This window comes from Xanthomonas sp. WHRI 6106, assembly GCF_040202405.1.
Lineage (GTDB): Bacteria > Pseudomonadota > Gammaproteobacteria > Xanthomonadales > Xanthomonadaceae > Xanthomonas > Xanthomonas cannabis.
The window spans coordinates 104,088-123,224 of the sequence record NZ_JBEGFC010000002.1; the positions used below are offsets into that span (position 1 = coordinate 104,088).

The 19,137-nt window shown below is 67.0% G+C and carries 16 protein-coding genes; 5 read left to right on the plus strand and 11 right to left on the minus strand.

The features are described from left to right. Nucleotides 1-108: 108 nt before the first annotated feature. From ABQZ09_RS03760 to soxR, 3 genes are all read right to left on the minus strand, one after another. Nucleotides 109-3,264 carry a TonB-dependent receptor gene (locus tag ABQZ09_RS03760; protein WP_184556507.1) on the minus strand — a complete coding sequence of 1,052 codons (3,156 nt, stop codon included), beginning with the start codon at nt 3,262-3,264 and terminating at the stop codon, nt 109-111. A 749-nt stretch (nt 3,265-4,013) separates the two neighbouring features. Continuing rightward, nucleotides 4,014-6,005, minus strand: coding sequence for a M1 family metallopeptidase (locus ABQZ09_RS03765; RefSeq protein WP_349776149.1), 1,992 nt, complete (start codon nt 6,003-6,005; stop codon nt 4,014-4,016). Nucleotides 6,006-6,408: 403 nt separating this feature from the next. Beyond that, nucleotides 6,409-6,855, minus strand: a complete 447-nt coding sequence (soxR, locus tag ABQZ09_RS03770; protein ID WP_039409341.1) for a redox-sensitive transcriptional activator SoxR — start codon at nt 6,853-6,855, stop codon at nt 6,409-6,411. Between the two features lie 98 nt (nt 6,856-6,953). Here soxR and ABQZ09_RS03775 point away from each other — a divergent pair, with 98 nt between their 5' ends. Continuing rightward, nucleotides 6,954-8,324: an MFS transporter gene (locus ABQZ09_RS03775; RefSeq protein ID WP_349776150.1), complete on the plus strand. Its 1,371-nt coding sequence runs from the start codon at nt 6,954-6,956 to the stop codon at nt 8,322-8,324. 528 nt (nt 8,325-8,852) lie between these two features. Here the strand turns inward: ABQZ09_RS03775 and ABQZ09_RS03780 are convergent. The 8 genes from ABQZ09_RS03780 to pdxH form a co-directional block, all read right to left on the minus strand. After that, nucleotides 8,853-10,019, minus strand: a complete 1,167-nt coding sequence (locus tag ABQZ09_RS03780) for a glutathionylspermidine synthase family protein (protein ID WP_349776151.1) — start codon at nt 10,017-10,019, stop codon at nt 8,853-8,855. Nucleotide 10,020: 1 nt separating this feature from the next. Then, nucleotides 10,021-10,596 (minus strand): DUF1190 domain-containing protein, encoded by a 576-nt coding sequence (locus ABQZ09_RS03785; protein WP_039414410.1) that lies wholly within the window; start codon nt 10,594-10,596, stop codon nt 10,021-10,023. A gap of 13 nt (nt 10,597-10,609) precedes the next feature. After that, the gene (locus tag ABQZ09_RS03790) at nt 10,610-11,014 is read right to left on the minus strand and encodes a DUF350 domain-containing protein (protein ID WP_039414407.1); all 405 of its coding nucleotides are present in this window, start codon (nt 11,012-11,014) and stop codon (nt 10,610-10,612) included. Between the two features lie 34 nt (nt 11,015-11,048). Continuing rightward, entirely contained in the window at nt 11,049-11,726 is a 678-nt protein-coding gene (locus tag ABQZ09_RS03795; protein ID WP_349776337.1) for a YjfK family protein, read from the minus strand. Continuing rightward, a complete protein-coding gene (locus tag ABQZ09_RS03800) occupies nt 11,723-12,802 on the minus strand; it encodes a potassium channel family protein (protein WP_349776152.1) in 1,080 nt (359 codons plus the stop codon). The genes ABQZ09_RS03795 and ABQZ09_RS03800 overlap by 4 nt, the downstream gene beginning before the upstream one ends. 27 nt (nt 12,803-12,829) lie before the next feature. Further along, entirely contained in the window at nt 12,830-13,603 is a 774-nt protein-coding gene (locus ABQZ09_RS03805) for a PspA/IM30 family protein (protein ID WP_349776153.1), read from the minus strand. A gap of 12 nt (nt 13,604-13,615) precedes the next feature. Next, nucleotides 13,616-14,032, minus strand: a complete 417-nt coding sequence (locus ABQZ09_RS03810; protein WP_349776154.1) for a YjfI family protein — start codon at nt 14,030-14,032, stop codon at nt 13,616-13,618. A gap of 256 nt (nt 14,033-14,288) precedes the next feature. Continuing rightward, on the minus strand, nt 14,289-14,888 hold the full coding sequence (gene pdxH, locus ABQZ09_RS03815) for a pyridoxamine 5'-phosphate oxidase (RefSeq protein ID WP_184556528.1): 600 nt from the start codon (nt 14,886-14,888) through the stop codon (nt 14,289-14,291). A 217-nt stretch (nt 14,889-15,105) separates the two neighbouring features. Here pdxH and ABQZ09_RS03820 point away from each other — a divergent pair, with 217 nt between their 5' ends. From ABQZ09_RS03820 to hemE, 4 genes are all read left to right on the plus strand, one after another. Further along, a complete protein-coding gene (locus tag ABQZ09_RS03820) occupies nt 15,106-15,648 on the plus strand; it encodes a shikimate kinase (RefSeq protein ID WP_349776155.1) in 543 nt (180 codons plus the stop codon). Further along, nucleotides 15,645-16,757 (plus strand): 3-dehydroquinate synthase, encoded by a 1,113-nt coding sequence (gene aroB, locus ABQZ09_RS03825; protein WP_349776156.1) that lies wholly within the window; start codon nt 15,645-15,647, stop codon nt 16,755-16,757. The genes ABQZ09_RS03820 and aroB overlap by 4 nt, the downstream gene beginning before the upstream one ends. Before the next feature lie 231 nt (nt 16,758-16,988). Next, complete coding sequence (locus ABQZ09_RS03830; protein WP_039414382.1) at nt 16,989-17,240, plus strand: WGR domain-containing protein; 252 nt, start codon at nt 16,989-16,991, stop codon at nt 17,238-17,240. A gap of 14 nt (nt 17,241-17,254) precedes the next feature. Next, nucleotides 17,255-18,319: a uroporphyrinogen decarboxylase gene (gene hemE / locus ABQZ09_RS03835; RefSeq protein WP_039414379.1), complete on the plus strand. Its 1,065-nt coding sequence runs from the start codon at nt 17,255-17,257 to the stop codon at nt 18,317-18,319. The last annotated feature ends 818 nt before the right edge of the window (nt 18,320-19,137 follow it).

Sequence of the window (19,137 nt, forward strand, 5' to 3'; positions counted from 1 at the left end):
GCTGCACGACGAACGCGGGCGGGCGAACCCCGCCGCAGTCACCGGGCGCGGCCGCCATCCGAACAGGACGGCCGCCAGGAGCTGCCGGTGCGCGCCTGCGACGCGGTGTCAGAACGCGTAACGCACACCCAGGGTGTAGCGCGGCTGCTGATCGATCAGACGCACGATCTGCTTCTCCGACCGACCATGCCAACGCACGTCTTCGCCGGTGAGGTTGATCGCCTCAAAGCCCACCGACAGCTGCTTGTTGAGCGCATAGCTGACGCTCAGATCGAACTGCTGGTACGCCTCGACGTAGTACGGGTTGCGGTTGGAGGCATCCTGGTTGGCCGCGATCAGGTACTCGTCGCGCCAGTTCCAGGCCAGGCGTGCGCTCCAGCCGTACTTCTCGAACATCAGCATCACGTTGGCGGTATCGCTCAGGCCCAGCAACGCGAACTGGTCGCGGTCGATGACGTTGTTGTCGAAGGCCACATCGCCTTCGACGATGGTGTAGTTGGCATAGATACCGAAGCCGGTGCTGCCGAAGAAGTACTGCCCGCCCAGTTCCCAGCCGTGGATGTTGGCCTTGTTCTGGTTGACCGGACGCGACACGTCGAACTGATACAGCGGGTCGGCCGCAGTGCCGACCAGGTCGTAGGCGTTTTCCAGCGCGAGGCTCTGCGCAGAGCTGCCGTTGTAGGCGCCCAGGCCACCGGTGGCCGCGGCGTTGCGCAGCAGGGCCGTGGCGGCGAACAGGGAGGTGTCGTTGGCCGAGCAGGCCGCCGCCACGTCGTTACCGGCTGCGCCGACCTGTGCGGCGCAGGCACCGCTTTGCAGGAAGGCCAGTGCCGCCTGCGCATCCGGGCCCGAGGTGGGGTCGGTCAGTCCGTACAGGGTCTCGCGCGAGACGGTGGTGCCGATGAAGTTGCTGACGCGCTTGTTCCAGAAGGTCGCCGACACGTAACTGGCATCGGCGAAATACCATTCCAGCGCCAGGTCGAGGTTGTCCGATTCCAGCGGGTCCAGCGTCGGCGTCTGCGAATCGCCGCTGGCGCGGTTGGACGGGTTGATCAGGATCGAGCCGGCCGGCGTATTGGGCGTCGGCCCGGCGAGCAGGTTGTTGTACGGTGCGCGCGCAATGGTCTGGCCAAACGACGCACGGCCCTTCAGCTGGTCGGTGATGTCCAGGCTGAAATCCAGATTCGGCAGGATGTAGTTGTAGCTGGTCTTCTCGCTGAAGGGCTGCTGCTCCGTGGATCGCAGCAGCTGGAAGTCGTTGTTGGCCTGCCATTGCAGCGCCGTGGGCGTGGCAACCTGCGAGGTGGATTCCACATCGGTGCGCTCGTAACGCAGGCCCAGGCGGGTGTTGGCGGTCATGCCGGCGATATCGCCGGTCAACTCCAGTTGCACGTAGGCGGCACGGGTCTTTTCTTCGACCTGGTTGTTGGCGCTGTACAGCGGGTTGTAGCGCGTCTGCGCGCCGTACTGGCTGCCACCCCACAACGCCAGCTGGCTGGCGTCGCCGCGCCAGGCGTTGCGCGCGGCGCCGTTGGCGTTGAAGTCGTCGAACATGCCCACGATGCTCACCGGCTGCAGCAACGCAACCATGCCCGGCTCGTTGCCGGCATTGGCCACGCCCCAGTCGCCCAGCGTGGAGTAGTTGTCGCTGGTCAGGCGGTGCATGGTGGTGTTGGACGAGCTCACGCCGAACTGGAAGCGCCCGTCATCGAAATCGAACTTGCCGTCCAGGCGGCCTTCCTTGGTTTCGGTGACCTGCTTTTGATAGTAGATGCGTTGCACCTGCGAGCCGAGATTGTTGGGCGTGAAATCTGGATTGACCACGCCATTGGTGCCGGCCAGCGAATCGGCGACGGTGGGGTACCACGTGCGCGCGCCGATCGGCAGGGAATTGTTGAACCACAGCTCCTGCCCCCACTGGCCGCCGCACGAAGGACCGTTGACGCAGTTGTTGGTTCCGGCAAAGCTGAAATAGGTCGCGCTGCCTCCGGTGACCGGATCGTTGGGCAGGCTCTGGGTCTTGGAGTTGTGCGCATCGAAGGTCAGCTGGAAGCGGTCGCTCACCTGCCAGTCCGCATTGAAGCCGAGCGAGCCGAGCGTGTACTTCTGCTCGTTGCGCTGCTGCTCCATGCCGAAGTCCTTGGCACCATTGGGCACATCGCGCAGGTACACCGGCGTGGCCACGGTCTGGCCGGTATCGAAGGTGAGGTTGGTGAAGCTGTTGGCACGTTGCAGCCAGATGCCCTGCTCGCCGCGTTCTTCGCGGATTTCGTTCGCCGAATAGGTGTAGTCCAGGGTCAGCGTCAGGCTGTCGGTCGGTGCGAACTGCATCACCGCCTGGCCGTTCATGCGCTCGCGCTGGAAATCGGCAAACGCGTAGCGGATGTCGTTGGGCATGCCGTAGAGCTGGCCGATCGCCGGCGCGTTGGTCACCACGGTGTCCGGGCGCAAGGCCGGGTCAGTACCGGTCCAGCGCTGGATGTTCCAGCGGTTTTCGGTGGCCTGCACCGAACCGCCGTGACGCTTCTGGTAACTGGCGCTCAAGCCAATGCCGAAGGTCTTGTCCGGGTTGGTGTAGCTGAAGATGCCCGACACTTCCGGGGTGAGCGAGTCGCCGAACGGCTGCGAGCGGTCGGACACCATCTTGGCGCCCGCATTGGCCACCACGCCCTCGTGATTGAACGGCTTGTCGGTCTGGATGTTGATCGTCGCACCGATACCGCCGCTGGGCGCGGTGGCGCGGCTGGTCTTGAACACCTCGATGCCGGTGATGGCTTCGGAGGCGAGCTGGGCGAAGTTGAACGCGCGCGTGCCCACGTCCACGCCGCCGATCGGGGTCTGCCCGGGCGCGCCGAATGCGTCGGCGCCGGGGATCAGGCGGCCGTTGAGGGTGACGGTATTGAACTGCGGCCCAAAGCCGCGCGCGGTGACCTGCGCGCCTTCGCCATCGCGGCGCTCGATCGAGATACCGGTGATGCGTTGCAAGGACTCGGCCAGGTTGGTGTCCGGAAACTTGCCGATGTCTTCGGCGCTGATCGCATCCACCACACCGGCGGCATCGCGCTTGATGCCCATCGACTGATCCAGGCTGCTGCGGATGCCGGTGACGTTGACGGTGTCGAGCGTGGTGGCGGCATCGCTGCTGGACTGCGGCGCGGGCGTCGGCGGAGCGACATCCTGCGCAAACGCGGGATTGATGACCAACAGGCCACCAACGAAGGTGAACATGGCCTTCGACTTGAAGCTGTTCAACGTACGACGCATCGATGTGTCCTCGGGAGTGGAGTCCAACCGCCTACGGCCGATGTCGCGGCATGCGACACGGCAGTGTCATGACCACTGCCCGACGGGGCAGTGGCGAACAGTACTGCTTTGAATAAGGTCCCCTGACGCGCATGCCGGCGATCGCCCCTTCGATCGTCGCCCTGCGTTGTGCGGTGCATGCTGCGGGCGTCACCCACCCCATGGTGTCGGCGGCGCATCCGCGATGCAGGCCCTGCACTGCATGTCAGCCAGTGATAGCGCTAACACGCCGCGCAGCCTAGTCAGCCGATGAAGGCCTTGTCACCGTGCGTTGCAGCATAGTGATTGGCCTGCACGGTTACAGCCGATACGGCAGCCGCTTGAGCCCGCAAGCCGCTTTCAATGGCGGCGCGGCTGTAAGCGTTATCAACGGATTGCGCAAAAACCGGCGACAGACACGGCGAACTTTGCACAATGCAACGGCCTTGGCGCAGCGCGACGCGGCGACTGCGCAAATGTCGAAAAGGCCTGCGGCAGCGACGCCCGCGTTCGGCATGGCTGCGGTGGCGCGCACGCGATGGACGCGATGCCATCGCCATCGACAGGCGCAGGCGTGCAACGGCGCAGCGTCGTCCATCGTGTTGGTAAGAACGGCAGCCACGTCGCAATCGATTGCGGGCCACGGGGTGCGTGCAGCGCCTGGTGGCAACATGCGTTGCCGACGGAGATCGGCAACGCCTGTCCCTGCCGGCAACGCATGCTGGCGACGATCAGCCGATCACATCCAGGCGATCGTCGCTGCGATCGGCATCGGGTACTGCGTGATCCGGATCCAGGGTGACGTGCAGGACCTTCTGGGTGGTGGGCAGCGTCAGCGTCGGTGTGGTGGTCTGCAGCCAGCTCTCCACCGGCACGCGGCGGTCCAGATGGCTGCCATCGGCCAGATCCACGCGCACGGTGACCGGCATCACCAGCGGCTGCCGGCTGCGCAGGGTGAGTTGCAATCCCTTGGCCGGGTCGTGATCGATGTACTGTGCCCTGGCGATGCCCATGTCCAGCTGCCAGTTGTTGAAATACCAGCCGCGCCACCACCAGCTCAGGTCTTCGCCGCTTTCGCTTTCCATCAGCCGGAAGAAGTCCGACGGGGTCGGATGCTTGTAGGCCCAGGTGGCGATGTATTTGCGAAACGCCGGGTCGAACCGTTCCGGGCCCAGGATCTGCTCGCGCAACAACACCAGGCCCAGCGCGCCCTTGAAGTAGGTCAGCGTGTGGCGGTAGGTTTCGCTGGTGGCATCGGCGATATCCATCAAGGTCGGTGCCTTGCGATCGGCCAGCAACGGCAGGATCTCCTCCACCGGGTTACCGCCCTTGGGTGCATACTCCGAATCGCGTTTGGGCGCGTACCCGCCCTTGTTGAAGGCGTCCGATGCATAGACATCGATGAAGGTGTTGAAGCCTTCGTCCATGAACGCGTGCCGGCGTTCGTTGGAGCCCACGATCATCGGAAACCAGGTGTGGCCGATCTCGTGCGCCGTAATCCAGAACAGGTCCTTGCCGCCATCTTCGAAGCCATCGAAGACGATGCCCGGATATTCCATGCCCGCACCGTAACCGCCCAGGTTGATCGCCGCCGGCCACGGATAGGGATACCACTGCGAGAAATGTTCGATCGCGCCCTTGACGTACTCGGTGGAGCGGTTCCACTTGTCCGCGCCCACGCCCTCCACCGGATACACCGACATCGCCAGCGATTGCTTGCCGTCCGGCAGGTTGATGCGCGCCGCATCCCAGACGAACGCCGGCGATGCGGCAAACGCCACGTCGCGGGTGTGCTCCATATGGAAGCGCCAGGTGCGCGTGCCCTTGCCCGCCGGTAAAGCGGCCTGCGCGGCCACCTCCGATGGCGTGCGGATCAGCACCGTGCGGTCGCTGTTGCGGGCCTGCTGCAGCCGCTGTTGCTGGGCGCGGCTGAGCACCTGCTCCGGGTTGGTCAACGCACCGGAGCCGGCCACCATAAACCCGTCCGGCACGGTCACCGCGTAATCGAAGTTGCCGTATTCCAGATAGAACTCCGAGCCCAGGTACGGTTGCGTATCCCAACCGCGCAGGTCGTCGTAGACCGCCATGCGCGGGTACCACTGCGCCATCTCGTAGATCTCGCCGTGCTTGCTGGCACTGTAGGCAGTGCGCCCGCCCCAGGTGCCGGGAATGCGGTAGCGGTAGCGGATATGCAGGGTCAGTGCCTTGCCCTGCCCGGCCAGCGGCTGCGGCAGATCCACCCGCATGCGGGTGTCGTCGACGATGAAGTGCGCGGCCGTGCGACGGCCGCCGATGTCGATCTCCACACCGGCGATCTGCATGCCATCGCTGAACTCGGTGCGCCGCGAAGGACGGCTGGCGGCCGCGCGCGCGTCGGCGCGATACATGTTCTGGTCCAGCTGCAGCCACAGCACGTCCAGTGCGTCCGGGCTGTGGTTGGTGTAGTGGATGGCGGCCTCGCCAGTGAGCGTGTGGCTGGCTGGGTCGATGGTGGCCTCCAGCTGGTAATCGGCGCGGTTCTGCCAGAACAGCGGCCCCGGCACGCCACTGCCGCTGCGGTAGGCGGTGGGCGCATCCGGCAATCGCAGCGGTGCGAACAACGCCAGCGGGTCGAACGTGCCTGACGGCGCGGCGGCATCTGGCGCGGCAACCGCAAGCGGGGGTGCGCTGGCACACGCCAGCGCTACGGCAACGGTGAGCAAACGGCGCATGGTGGGGAACATGCTCGGGTCCTGCAACGGGGGGACACCCATCCTACGGCGCCGCTCGCCGGGCACGGCACTGCCATTGGTCCCGGTTGGCGGCATGCGAGGTGGCGGCCCGGCCATGACGCGGGGAACCCGCGCGCGATGGGGCGCCAAGGCGCGTTGATGACGGCGCCAGCGCCCATCAAACGCGTGGTGCAGGCGGCCATCGCCTGGCATCGCCGCGATCGACGGCGGTGGTCGACACGCGACCGCCCGATCATCGGCTCATCACCACACCGATGCGGACGAGGTGCGCGCAGTGCTGAGGTCGACGGAAGACATACGCAGCGCGGGCAGACACAGAAGGCAGGCGTGCCGATTGCGCCCATCGCTCCCTGCTGCACGGCCGCACGGCAGCACCGCGCTGCCGCGCGCCCGGCTAGCCCGGCGTCAGGCTGCCCAGTCGTAACGCGCCATCGCCATCGTCGCCCAGTGCATCGTCGGGATTGCTCAAGCGACAGCGGCGCAGCGACAGGCAGCCACAGCCGATGCAATCGGTGAGCTGGTCGCGCAAGGCCTGCAGCTCGCTGATGCGCGCATCCAGCTGGCCGCGCCAGCGTGCAGACATGCGCGCCCATTCCGCCCGGGTGGGCGTGCGCTGATCGGGCAGCACCGAAAACGCGTCCAGCACCTGCTGCAGCGGCACGCCCAGCCGTTGCGCGACACGGATCACCGCAATCCGCCGCAGCACATCGCGCGCATAACGGCGCTGATTGCCCGCGGTCCGCAGGCTGCGGATCAGCCCCTTGCGCTCATAGAAATGCAGCGCCGACACCGCCACACCGCTGCGCCTGGCCACTTCGCCCACGGACAACTCACGCTGCATTGCCTTGACCTCAACCTTGGTTGAGGCAGGATGCTGCGCGGCCGTGACCGACGCAAGCGCTTCGGGTCACGCCCATGCTTACTCGCTCTGGATGTTCGATGCCCACCGATACCACCTTGCCCGCCGCCCCCCGCGATGACGCGCCGCCCACCTCGATCCTGGCAGCCCCTTATCGCGCTGCCACGCTGGGCATGGTTGCGCTGGTCTCGCTCAACGCTTTCGAATCGTTGGCCGTCGCCGCCGCCATGCCGACCGTGGCGCGCGAGTTGAACGGGTTGCCGCTCTACGCCCTGGCCTTCGGCGGGACGCTGGCCACCAGCGTGGTGGGCATGACCGCGGCCGGCCGCTGGAGCGACCGCCACGGCCCCCCCGCTGCCCTGGGCAGCGGCCTGCTGTGCTTTGTGATCGGCCTGTTGATCGCCGGCCTGGCGCCGGACATGCACTGGCTGATCGCCGGGCGCCTGCTGCAGGGGATGGGCGCCGGTGCGTATTCGGTGGCCCTGTACGTGATTGTCGGGCGGCTGTATCCGGAAGCGTTGCGGCCACGCGTGTTTGCCGCGTTCTCTGCCGGCTGGGTGGTGCCGTCGTTGATCGGCCCGGGCATCAGCGGGCTGATCGTGCAGCACATCGGCTGGCGCTGGGTGTTCCTCTCGGTGCCGCTGCTGGCGATTCCGGCCGGGTTGATGCTGTGGCCGGCGCTGCGTGGGCGGCGCTGGTCCGGCGCGCGGCCTAGCCAGTCCGGCGCACTGCTGGGCTGGGCCATCGGCGCGGCACTGGGCGTGCTGGGCGTGTATCTGGGCGGCCAGCTGCATGGCCTGCCGGCGCTGATGGCGATGCTGCCGGCGCTGGTGCTCACCGTGGCATGTGCCTGGCGTCTGCTACCCGCCGGCACGCTGACGCTGGCACACGGGCTGCCCAGCGTGATCGCACTGCGCGGTATCGCGGCGGCGGCGTTCTTCGGCTTCGAGGCGTTCCTGCCGCTGCTGCTGTCGCGCGAGCGCGGGCTGTCGCCGCTGCTGGCCGGGATCGCGTTGAGCGTGGGCGCGCTGGGGTGGTTCAGCGGCTCGTGGTACCAGGGCCATAGCCGCGCCGGCTGGTCGCGCCCGCGCCTGCTCAAGACCGGCGCCTTGCTGATGATGCTCGGCATCGCGATCAGCGCGGGCGCGGTCTGGCCGGTGATTCCGGTGCCGGTGGCCGTGGCCGGCTGGGCGTTGACCGGCCTGGGCATGGGGCTGCTGTATCCCAGCCTGTCGGTGCTGACGCTGTCGTTGTCGCCGCCCGCGCAGCAAGGCGCCAACAGCTCGGCGCTGCAGCTGAGCGAGGCAATCGCGGTGGCCGGCATGCTGGCCCTGGCCGGCGCGCTGTTTGCCGCGCTGCTGGCATCGGCGACGCCGGCTGCTTATCTCAGCGTCTTCGCACTGGCCTGGCTGCTGGCGGTGGCGAGCTTCGTGGTGGCGCGGCGGGTGTGATCACCACGGCGCTGCTGCACGTGATGTGTGGCCGTGCCCACGCGTGTGGAGATGGTGGCAGTGTGCGGCGGGGCTGGAGGGAAACAGCGCGCGGCTTGCAGAGCGGCCATGCCTGGCTGGTGCGGCGCACTGCTGCAACCTCGGGTGCGCGCCTTGCAGGACTTTGCCGATTCTGCCGAGATCGCTGCGAAAACCACGGCCGATCCTCCCCTGCGAACGACTGGTCATTTTTTCGCCATCCATCTTGACAGCGTTGCAGGCCGGGGCCTGCACGTAGTTGTCCACAGCCTTGTGCAAGTTCCATCCACAGGGGGTGTGGAAAAGATGCAGCGCCCTGCAGCCAACCGAGGCCTTGCGCAGCGCCGGCGCCTGTGTCACGCGCGATCCGCACGGCCTGCGCCGCTGCGTGACATGCACCGGCAGCAGGCTCGCCAACCTCCGGCACACCGGAGTCCGGTGCACCACACAAGACGGTGGATCACACGTCACACCGCCACCTGGCAGTGGCGATGCCCGCGCCGCTGCCGGTCAATCGACGATGACGTGCGGCACGAAGCGGGAGGTGTCGCGGGTGATCGGGCCATCGTCGTCGCGCATGCCCAGCCCGGCCGGGCGATCGGCCACCACCCAACTGCCCACCAGCGCATGGCGGCCGTCGAACACCGGCAACGGATGGTGCGCCTGCAGGATCGCCGGGCCATCCACATACGGGCCGTCGGTCTGCGCGGCGTCGCCCTGTGCCGTGACCAGCGCGATGTTGGCGCCCTCGCGCGACAGCAGCGGCTTGCGCACCCACCCTGCAGCCGGCGCTTCGCCGGCCTGCGCAAAACGCGCCGCCAGCAGGTTCGGGTGCCCTTGGTGGCGCTCCCACAGCAGCGGCAGGATGCCCTTGTTGCTCAGCACCGATTTCCATGCCGGTTCGATCAGCCGCACGCGGTTGGCGATCAACGCCGGACCGAAGCGTTCTTCCATCATGAATTCCAGCGGATACAGCTTGAACAAGGTCTGGATCACCCGGTCCTGCTCATCGGTGAACCAGCCCTCGGCACTCAGGCCGATGTCTTCGATGGCCACTTCTTCCGTCGCGATGCCGACCTGATGCGCGCAATCGCGCAGGTAACGCACGGTGGCGCGATCTTCCAGCGACTCGCGGACCGCGGCGAAATGCATCTGCGCCCCGATGACCCCATCCACCGCCAGCGCGCCCAGCGTCTCGCATAGCAGGTCCTGGATCAGGTTGTACTGATCGGTACCCTTGGGCAGCACACCATTGGCGATCTGCTGCTCCAGCCACAGCCACTGGAAATACGCGGCCTCGTACAGCGAGGTCGGCGTGTCGTAATTGAGCTCGTACAACTTGGCCGGGCCATTGCCCGAATAGGCCAGATCCATGCGCCCGTACAGGTGCGGGTCGCGGTTCTTCCACGAGGTGGCGATCCAGTCCCAATAAAACGGCGGAATGGCCAGCTGGGTCAGCAGCTGCTCGGAGCCCACCACCTCGTCCACCAGCTGCATCGCCATGTCGTGCAGGTCCTGGGTGGGCGCTTCGATGTCCTCTTCGATCTGCTGCAATGAAAACGCGTAGTAGGCGCTTTCGTCCCAATACGGCGCGCCGTCGATGGTGTGGAAGTGGAAGCCCAGCGATTCGGCCTGCGTGCGCCAGTCCGCGCGTTCGGGGATCAGGATGCGTTGCATGTCAGCCGCCGAACCCGGAGCTGCGCCCGCCGCTGCCGAACGAACTGCGTGCCGCCGCGCTGGAGCCAAAGCCCGAGCGCGACACGGTGATGGCGCGCGTCGGCATGTCGATCGCACCGCTGCGCCCGCGCACGGTGCCGATGCGGTTGCTGGCCAGATCGCCGTTGGGCTTGTAGAAGCCGCCGCTGCGGTAATCGCGATACAGCGGAATCGCACCGCCATAGCGATAGCCGCCACCGCCGGTCATGTTGCCCAGCGCATAGCCCAACAAGAACCCGCCCATCGGCGGAATCCAGCTCTGCTGACCCTGCGGGTTCTGGACTGCCGTGCAACTGCCAAACTGCTCATCGCACTCGTAGCGCGTGTTGAAGCGCGGCGCGGCCTGCTGATGTTTGGTCACGGCCTCGTCATAGGCCTTGAGGCATTGCTGGATGTCGCTCTGTTCCTGCTTGACCTGGTAGCAGTCGGACGCCGACTGCAACACCACGCCGGTTTCCGGCTCCGAGCCGCAGCCGGTGACCAGGGCCGCCGGCAAGGCGGCCATCAGGGTCAATTTGAGATTGCGTGATCGCTTCATGGCGCAGGCTCCGTTACGGCGTGATCGCCGCGGCGTTGATCAGGCCCACGGCGATCGACACGCCCGCAGAAAAGATGCCCGCGGCGGTGACGTTGTCGGTGATCTGGCGCGAGATGCGCCCGGCGACCAGATTGGCCAGCAGATACGCCACCACCTGGATGCCGCAGGCCACCAGGCCCCAGATCAAGGCATCGACCAGGCTCACCGAGTGGGTGATGGCCGAATGCAGCGGCAGTGCCACGCCGATCAGGTTGCCGGCCAGCGACGTGGCGGCGGCTACATTGCCCTGCCGCAGCAGGGTGAAGTCCTTGTGCGGCGTCACCAGGGTCACCAGTACCACCGAGACGATCAACACGCCCAGGCCGGTACCGAAATACGAAAGAAACGCGAGAAAACTCTGCAGGTTGATCGGGTTCATGACAGGACCGGTTGAGTGAAGGGCGAGCGCACGCTCAGGTGATATCCAGATCGGCGACGGTGACATCGATGCCGACTGCGTAGGTCACGCAGAATTCGTTGGGGCCGGAATCTTCGCCGGTGACCAGCAGAAACTCCTCGCGCTGCAATTCGGGCACCTCGCGGCTATAGAGCATGGCGTAGTGGGTCAGGTCGCCATCGCGACGCGGCGGCTGGTAGCGGTACAGCACTTCGTCATAGCCGATCGGCGGGATGCGCGCGGTGTCGTCGGTGGATTGTGTGGCGCGGTGCCAACGCTTGCCGGCGTAGTCGATCTGCGCCGCACCCAGGTGGGGGTGCTGCATCACGAACTCCTGAAACGCGTGCTTGCTGGGTGGGTTCACTGTCTCGCAATACACGAACGCCTTCATCGCTTCCAGATCGCCGCCCACGGTGGTGACCTGCAGGAACGCATCGTCATCCAGATAGAAGCGGTGCAGCGAATACCCATCGCCCAGATTGACGTGGCCGTAGCATGGAATGCCCTGATGCCCGCCCGGCAGCTCGGCGGTCATGGCGTCCGGCGCCATGCGGTACAGCGTGGTATCGATCTCGACCTGCCCGCCCACGCGCAGGCCCAACGGCAGCGCATGCCCGATCGCACCGGTTCCGGAGGTCGGCAGCGGCGGCGGTTGCGGTTGGCCAAACAACTTGCTGAAAAAACTCATCGTCAGACACCTTGTGGCGATGCGGAAATGGGGGATTCGGCGCGCAGCGCGGCCCACGCAATGGCCTGTGCAGGCACACGCTGCTCGGCCAGGTAGTACAGCATGGCACCGGCGGCGACAGCGGTGCGTGCTGGCGGGTTCAAGCGCAGCGCGCCATCGGGCGCGCGCAGGCCCAGCAGCAGGGCGCCGCGCTGGCTGAAATCGGCCGCGAGCCGGCTGTAGTCCAGCGCCTCGACAGTGGCGGGCACGGCAAGACTGAACTGGGTCGGGCCATCGTCCACCGACAGCAGCTCGGCGGTGATTGCGGCGCTGCCCGGGTCCTGCGCGGCGCGGGCCAGGATCTCGGCGGTCATCGGGCGCGTGCACTCGATGGCCGGGTAATGGCAGTTGACCAGGCGTGCGGCGCTGGCCGAATCGAAATGCGCCACCACATGCGCAGCCGGCGCATGCGCCATCAACGCAAAGACCGCGGCCAGGGTCTGGTCGTCGGACGGCGGGTTGACGATCACCCGCGCGGCACCCGCGATGCCGGCACGCAGATAGACCTCGGTGTGGGTATACGACTCGGCCGCCACGAAGCGCATGTGGTCGGGCATCGGGTTTTCGGTGATGCCTTCGGCGATCAGCACCACGCCTTCATCGTCGGTGGCGGTATCGGACAGCAGCAGGTCCAGCAGGCGGCTGGACGCGGCGCCCTGCCAGCCGATCAGGATGGTGTGCCCGCGCAACGCGTCGTAGGCCATCTTGCCCATGTAGTGACGCCTCCAGAAGGTGATGAGCACCGCACTGGTCTTGGCCAGCACCGTGGCAAACAACGCCACCGCGCCCGGCATCAACACGAACGCGGCGATATAGCGCCCGGGCACCGAGCCCGGCGACAGGTCGCCGTAGCCGATCGTGGTGGCGGTGGTCATGTAGTAATACGGAAACGCGTCCAGGCCGACGAGCTTGTGCTCGCCGGCCAACCGCAACAGTGCCCAGCTCAGGCCCATGTGGGCCAGCAGCGCGAGCGCCACCATGCCCCAGCTGACGCGGCGCACATGCCGCCGCAAGACCCGGTACAACCGGCCGACAATGATCATGGCGCGTCCTGTGCCGTGGCGCTGCGGTCAGCTGTCGCTACGCGGAACCTGCTGCACGTCGCGCACCTGGCCGATCAATGGGGCCGTGCCGCTGGTGGTGTCGTGGCCCAGCTGCACGGCCGGCTTCTTGAAGCGCGCCAGCACGGCGGCCGCGTTGGACTCGCCTTCCATCAGCCCGGCCGCGGCCAGACGCCGATTCAGATCGCCATCGCCGCTGGACGCTTCGAGTTCTTCGGCCGATTCGATGCGCGCCGAGGTTTCGGCCTGACGCGCCTTGATGCGCTCCAGCGATTCCAGTGCCGAGCCCATCTTGCTGCTGGCGCCGGAATGCCGCGCGGCGATCGCCGCCTGCGCCTTCTGCACCGCGTCAGTGGCCTTGACCGTGTCGATCTGCTGGCGCATGCCGCGCAGCTGGTTTTCGGTCTTCTGGATGGTGGCCTTGAGCGTCACCACCGACTGGTCCAGCGATGCCTTGGACGCCTTGTCGCCGGCGTCTTCGCTTTCCAGCGCGGCCAGCTTGACCGCCACGTCGTGCGCCAGCGCTTCATCGTTCTTGGCCAGCGCACCTTCGATATAGCGCGTGTACTCGGCCATCTTGCCGGCACGCGCGTCGATCTTCTGCTGGGCCAGCTTGCTTTGCGCCATCAGCTTGGTCAGTTCTTCGCGCGAGCGCGTGAGCTGGGCGCCGGCATCGCGCATTTCCTGGTCCAGGATGCGCAATGCATTGGCATCGACCGCCTTCTGGCCGGTCTCGTGTGCGGTGCCACGCAGCAGCGTGATCAGTTTGGAAAAAATACTCATGACAACACGCCTTTAGGAAAAGAACGGCTTGAGAGATTCGGCGGCATCCAGCGTATTGGCCGCCAGGGTCTGGATTTCCTCGTCGATCTGGTCGAGCGTGGACGACGCCGACAGCTCACCGAAGACCACGTAGCTGTCCTTGCCGTCGACCTGCACCAGGCCCAGGTTGGACAGGGGATTGAGCGGATTGAGCCGCAGGCAGGCGTCGTTGAACGTGGCGCGGTCGTTGACCTGGTCGGCATTGGCCAGCAGCGTGGACACGAATACCTGCGAGCCCGAGGCGGCCACCTGGATCTGCATGTCGCCGTGGTCAGCCAGGGTGAGGTTGATCGCCGGCTCCAGCCCGTCGATGAGTTCGACCTCGATCGGCTGGCCGCGGTAGCGCTCGGCCAACAGGCCGTGCAATTCGACAGTGGTGTACTGCGTCATACGATGTCCTGTCCTTTGGAAACGGTGGTCAAGCAATGGGCGGACATACTACAGACTGTTCGCGACCGGCAGAACGTGCCGTTCGGCACCGGTCAGGCGGCATCAAGTGCCGGCGTTCGACCGCCGGCACCGCCCGGGCACGCCCCGTCCGGCGCATGCCGCACAGCGCTGCGCCGCGTGGCCGCGCATGCCGGCCCTACCAGGCGAACGCATTGGGTGCGGCAGCGGCACCCGGCACCGCCGCGTCGGGCGGGCGTTACGGGTAGAGCATCCGCTTGGTCCAGTGACTGGCCGCATCGGCCTCGTACCGCCAACGTTCGTGCAGGCGGAACCTGGCGCCATACCAGAACTCGAACGCCTGCGGCACCACCCGGAAGCCGCCCCAGCCATCCGGCCGTGGCACCTGCCGACCGTCGAAGGTGGCCTCGACCTTGGCGATCGCCGCGTCGAACTCGGCGCGCGAGCCGAGCGTCTGCGATTGCAGCGAAGCCCAGGCGCCGATCTGGCTCATGCGCGGGCGTGACGCGAAGTAGGCATCGGCTTCGTCTGCGCTGACCAGCTGCACGCCGCCCTCGATGCGCACCTGGATGCCGGCCTCGCGCAGGCTGCGCCACAGGAACAGCAGCGCCGCCTGCGGATGCGTCTGCAGGTCCCGCCCCTTGGCGCTGTCCAGGTGCGTGTAGAACACGAATCCGCGCGCATCGAAGGCCTTGAGCAGCACAGTGCGCGCGCTCGGCCGCCCATCCACGGTGGCGGTGGCCACGGTCATGGCGCTGGCTTCCAGCTCGGCGCTGTCCTGCGCCTCGGCATACAGCGCGGTAAAGGTGGCAAGGGCTTCTGCGTACAGATCGGGCATGGCGGTGCGTGGCGGCAGGAGGGGCGTCCATTGTGGGCGCATCGCCGGCACTTGTCCTACGCCCGGCTGTCGCAGCCGGCGTGGCTGGCCCAGGGCACGGGCGCGCGACATGCGGCGTTGCAGGGCCACCGCACCGCGCGGCGTGCTGGCGGCCGCGATGGATTCGGCGCGCGTCAACCGGCCCGGTGCGCAAGCGTGAATGCTAGGATCCCTGCGCATGAACCCCGCTCCCAATCTCGTGATGGTCGGCCCGATGGGCGCCGGAAAAAGCTGTATCGGCCGACGCCTGGCCGAGCGCTTCGGGCTGGATTTCGTCGATGTGGATCAGGCCATCGTCGACTACGTGGGCAGCAGTATCCCGGCCATCTTCGAGCAACACGGTGAAGCACGCTTTCGCGAGCATGAGGCGCAGACCCTGCAGGCACTGCTGCAGCAGGACAACAAGCTCATTTCCACCGGTGGCGGCGCAGTGCTGGATCCGCTCAACCGCGAGCGCATTCGCGCACGCGGATTCGTGGTGTATCTGCACGTGAGCGTGCCGGCGCAACTGACCCGCCTGGCGCGCGACCGCAACCGCCCGCTGCTGCAGCGTGCCGACCGCGAGCAGGTGCTGCACACGATGGCCGCGCATCGCACCCCGCTGTACCAGGACGTGGCCGACCTCACCCTGGAAACCGATCACTTTTCCCCCGCCGAAGCCACCGCGCAGCTGGTGCTGCGCCTGGCGGCGCAATGGCGCATGTCGAGTACCCCTGCATGACACTCCCCCGCTCCAGCCGCAGCGTCGATGTCGACGGTGCACAGCCTTACACCATCACCATCGCGCCCGGCCTGCTGGCCGACGGTGCACGCCTGGCCAGCCATGTGCGCGGCCGCCACGTACTGGTGCTCAGCGACACCCAGGTGGCACCGCACTACGCCGCCGGCGTGCGCAGCGCGCTGCTGCAGGCGCGCCCGGACCTGCAGCTGGGCGAGCTGGTGATCGCCGCCGGCGAAGCCTCCAAGACGCTGGACAACTTTGCCGCTGCGATTGCCGCACTGGCCGAGCTCGGCGCGACCCGCGACGCGTGTGTGTTCGCACTCGGTGGCGGCGTGGTCGGCGACCTGGCCGGCTTCGCCGCGGCCTGCTGGATGCGCGGGGTGGACTGCGTGCAGCTGCCCACCAGCCTGCTGGCGATGGTGGATTCGTCGGTCGGCGGCAAGACCGCGGTGGATATCCCGCAGGGCAAGAACCTGGTCGGCGCCTTCCACCCGCCACGCGCGGTGATTGCCGATACCGACACCCTGCACACCCTGCCCGCGCGCGAGCTGCGCGCCGGGCTGGCCGAGGTGATCAAGTACGGCGCCATCCGCGACCCGCTGTTCTTCCAGTGGCTGCATGCCGAACGCCAGGCGTTGCTAGAAGGCGATGCCGACGCCCTCGCACAGGCGATCGCACGCAGTTGCGAGCACAAGGCCGACATCGTGGCGCGCGACCCGCTGGAAAAGGGCGAGCGCGCCCTGCTCAACCTGGGCCACACCTTCGGCCATGCGATCGAGACCGAGCAAGGCTACGGCGCGCCCGGCAACGACAACCTCAACCATGGCGAAGCGGTCGCGGTGGGCATGGTGCTGGCCGCGCGACTGTCGGCCGCGCTGGGCATGAGCGATGTGCAGGACACCCAGGCGCTGCGCGCCCTGCTGCAGGAGTTCGAGCTGCCGACCGAGATCCCGCCCGGCCTGTCGCCGCACGCCCTGTTGGGCCGCATGCGCCTGGACAAGAAGAACGTCGCCGGCCGCCTGCGCCTGGTGCTCTGGCGCGGCATCGGCAAGGCCGAAGTGGTGCCGGACGTGGACGAGGCTGCGGTGCTGGAGATTCTGGCCGGCTGAGGCCCGCCGGCCAAGCAAGCACGCAACGCTGCATGGCCGCACGCAACTGCCGTCGACCGCCCCGACGCCCACTCCTTGTAGGAGCGCACCTGGGCGCGACGGGGCTTGCCAATACACCCCCATCGCGCCCAGGTGCGCTTCTACGCAATCCCTGCTTGCCAGCGCTCCCGGCGCAACCCGGCGTGCCCACTGCCTCCCAGCCTTCAGCAGCGCCCGGCTACAATCGGTGACATGCGCATCCTCCTGCAACACGACTCCGGCGGCAACGAGCCGCTCCGCTATGTCCAGCTGACCCTGCAACCGGATCTGTTCGGTGGCTGGGAACTGCTGCGCGAGAGCGGCCAGATCGGTGGACGCACGCAACTCCGGCGCGACCAGTACCTGCTGCAGGACGAGGCCGACCGGGCCTTCGAAAAGGCCCGCGACACCCAGCTCAAGCGCGGCTTCCAACTCATCACCGGCGGCGCCGACGCGCCGCGCTGAGGACACACCTTCCCATGCTCAAGAACGATCGTCTGCTGCGCGCCCTCAACCGCCAGCCCGTGGACCGCACCCCCGTATGGTTGATGCGCCAGGCCGGCCGCTACTTGCCGGAGTACCGCGCCACCCGCGCGCGCGCCGGCAGCTTCCTGGGCATGGCCAAGAACCCGGACATCGCCTGCGAAGTGACCCTGCAGCCGCTGCAGCGCTTCCCGCTGGATGCGGCAATCCTGTTCTCCGACATCCTGACCATCCCCGATGCGATGGGCCTGGAGCTGTACTTCGTCGAAGGCGAAGGCCCCAAGTTCCGTCACCCAGTGCGCGATGCCGCCGCGATCCACCGCCTGGGCGTGCCGGACATGGAAACCGAACTGCGCTACGTGATGGACGCGGTACGCGTGATCCGCCGCGAGCTGGATGGGTCCGTGCCGCTGATCGGCTTCTCCGGCAGCCCGTGGACGCTGGCCTGCTACATGATCGAAGGTGGCGGCAGCAAGGAGTACGCGCGCATCAAGGCCATGGCCTTCAACGCGCCGGAGCTGCTGCATCACCTGCTCGGCACCGTCACCGATGCGGTCATCGCCTACCTGGCCGCGCAGCGTGCGGCCGGTGCGCAGGCATTGCAGGTGTTCGACACCTGGGGCGGCGTGCTGTCGCCGGCGATGTACCGCGAATTCTCGCTGCCCTACCTCACCCGCGTCGCGCGTGAACTGGAACGCGGCGATGGCGCCGAACGCACCCCGCTGGTGCTGTTCGGCAAGGGCAACGGTGCCTACGTGGCCGATCTGGCCGCCAGCGGCGCCGAAGCGGTGGGCGTGGACTGGACCATCTCGCTGGCCGATGCCGCGCAGCGCGCCGGCGGCCGCGTCGCCGTGCAGGGCAACCTGGACCCGGCCACCCTGTACGGCTCGCCCGAAGCGATCCGCGCCGAGGTCGGCAAGACCCTGGACAGCTACGCCCAGGGCAATGGCGGCTCGCGCGAAGGCCACGTCTTCAACCTCGGCCACGGCATGTCGCCAGACATGAATCCGGAGCACGTGGGCGTGCTGGTTGAGGCAGTGCAGAGCTTGAGCAAGCGCTGACGGGCTCTGCAACCGACGGCACCGCGCGTACTGTCGGTTGCCGCAAAATCAGGCCGGAACACGTTCGTGTGCTGGCCGAGCAGTGCAAACGTCATCGGCTCACGCTATGGAAACTCGACCAGCATGCGCCTAAGTACGCGCTGACGGGCCGACACCGCCCGCGTCGGAACGCTGTCTTCAACACCAGCATCGGGTCGTCGTAATACCGCGCATCAATGCCGATGCGTCAGCCTCCTGGACTCACTCCCGCCGACGCTACGGCGTCGGTCGTGGCATCCAACCCATGCCAAGCGCTGCCCACACGCGCATGCCCGGCGATACCGCAGGCCAGGGCAGGCAGCCCGCAGCCGGCCTCTGTACACGCATACCGATTCATGACAGCGCTCATGCTGTCAGTCGATGTGCTGCGTCTGCAGCGTCACAGCCGATTGGTCTGATCTCTCACCAGCGGCACGTAGAGCGGCTGGCGCAGGACAGCGCAACGCTGAGCCCGCTGGCAGCCGGCCCAGCCGATGCACGTCCTCGCGCATTTTGCTGGGTGTTTTTGCAAACCCGGTTGCGATTTGCCGATGAATTCACCGCACCGCGTTCCAGATCGCATCACCCCCTCGCATGCCGCTCTCAAGCCAGTTCGGCTTCACGTCGATAAACCCGGCATTGCCGTCGTTTGCGCCAATTCTTCGAAGGCACGGCGATCTACTGTTGCTCCACGGTGATGCGGTGCCACTACAACACATCTCCAGCCAGGCAGGCCGCCTGCGCAACCTCGACACCGTCACGTTTGTTCCAGCGCTTCAACCATCCGTACATCAGGGAGA

Excerpts from the sequence above, each read along its gene's own strand:
- ABQZ09_RS03760 (WP_184556507.1), bottom strand. The coding sequence starts at position 3,264 with ATGCGTCGTACGTTGAACAGCTTCAAGTCGAAGGCCATGTTCACCTTC.
- ABQZ09_RS03765 (WP_349776149.1), bottom strand. The coding sequence starts at position 6,005 with ATGTTCCCCACCATGCGCCGTTTGCTCACCGTTGCCGTAGCGCTGGCG.
- soxR (WP_039409341.1), bottom strand. The coding sequence starts at position 6,855 with ATGCAGCGTGAGTTGTCCGTGGGCGAAGTGGCCAGGCGCAGCGGTGTG.
- ABQZ09_RS03775 (WP_349776150.1), top strand. The coding sequence starts at position 6,954 with ATGCCCACCGATACCACCTTGCCCGCCGCCCCCCGCGATGACGCGCCG.
- ABQZ09_RS03780 (WP_349776151.1), bottom strand. The coding sequence starts at position 10,019 with ATGCAACGCATCCTGATCCCCGAACGCGCGGACTGGCGCACGCAGGCC.
- ABQZ09_RS03785 (WP_039414410.1), bottom strand. The coding sequence starts at position 10,596 with ATGAAGCGATCACGCAATCTCAAATTGACCCTGATGGCCGCCTTGCCG.
- ABQZ09_RS03790 (WP_039414407.1), bottom strand. The coding sequence starts at position 11,014 with ATGAACCCGATCAACCTGCAGAGTTTTCTCGCGTTTCTTTCGTATTTC.
- ABQZ09_RS03800 (WP_349776152.1), bottom strand. The coding sequence starts at position 12,802 with ATGATCATTGTCGGCCGGTTGTACCGGGTCTTGCGGCGGCATGTGCGC.
- ABQZ09_RS03805 (WP_349776153.1), bottom strand. The coding sequence starts at position 13,603 with ATGAGTATTTTTTCCAAACTGATCACGCTGCTGCGTGGCACCGCACAC.
- ABQZ09_RS03810 (WP_349776154.1), bottom strand. The coding sequence starts at position 14,032 with ATGACGCAGTACACCACTGTCGAATTGCACGGCCTGTTGGCCGAGCGC.
- pdxH (WP_184556528.1), bottom strand. The coding sequence starts at position 14,888 with ATGCCCGATCTGTACGCAGAAGCCCTTGCCACCTTTACCGCGCTGTAT.
- ABQZ09_RS03820 (WP_349776155.1), top strand. The coding sequence starts at position 15,106 with ATGAACCCCGCTCCCAATCTCGTGATGGTCGGCCCGATGGGCGCCGGA.
- aroB (WP_349776156.1), top strand. The coding sequence starts at position 15,645 with ATGACACTCCCCCGCTCCAGCCGCAGCGTCGATGTCGACGGTGCACAG.
- ABQZ09_RS03830 (WP_039414382.1), top strand. The coding sequence starts at position 16,989 with ATGCGCATCCTCCTGCAACACGACTCCGGCGGCAACGAGCCGCTCCGC.
- hemE (WP_039414379.1), top strand. The coding sequence starts at position 17,255 with ATGCTCAAGAACGATCGTCTGCTGCGCGCCCTCAACCGCCAGCCCGTG.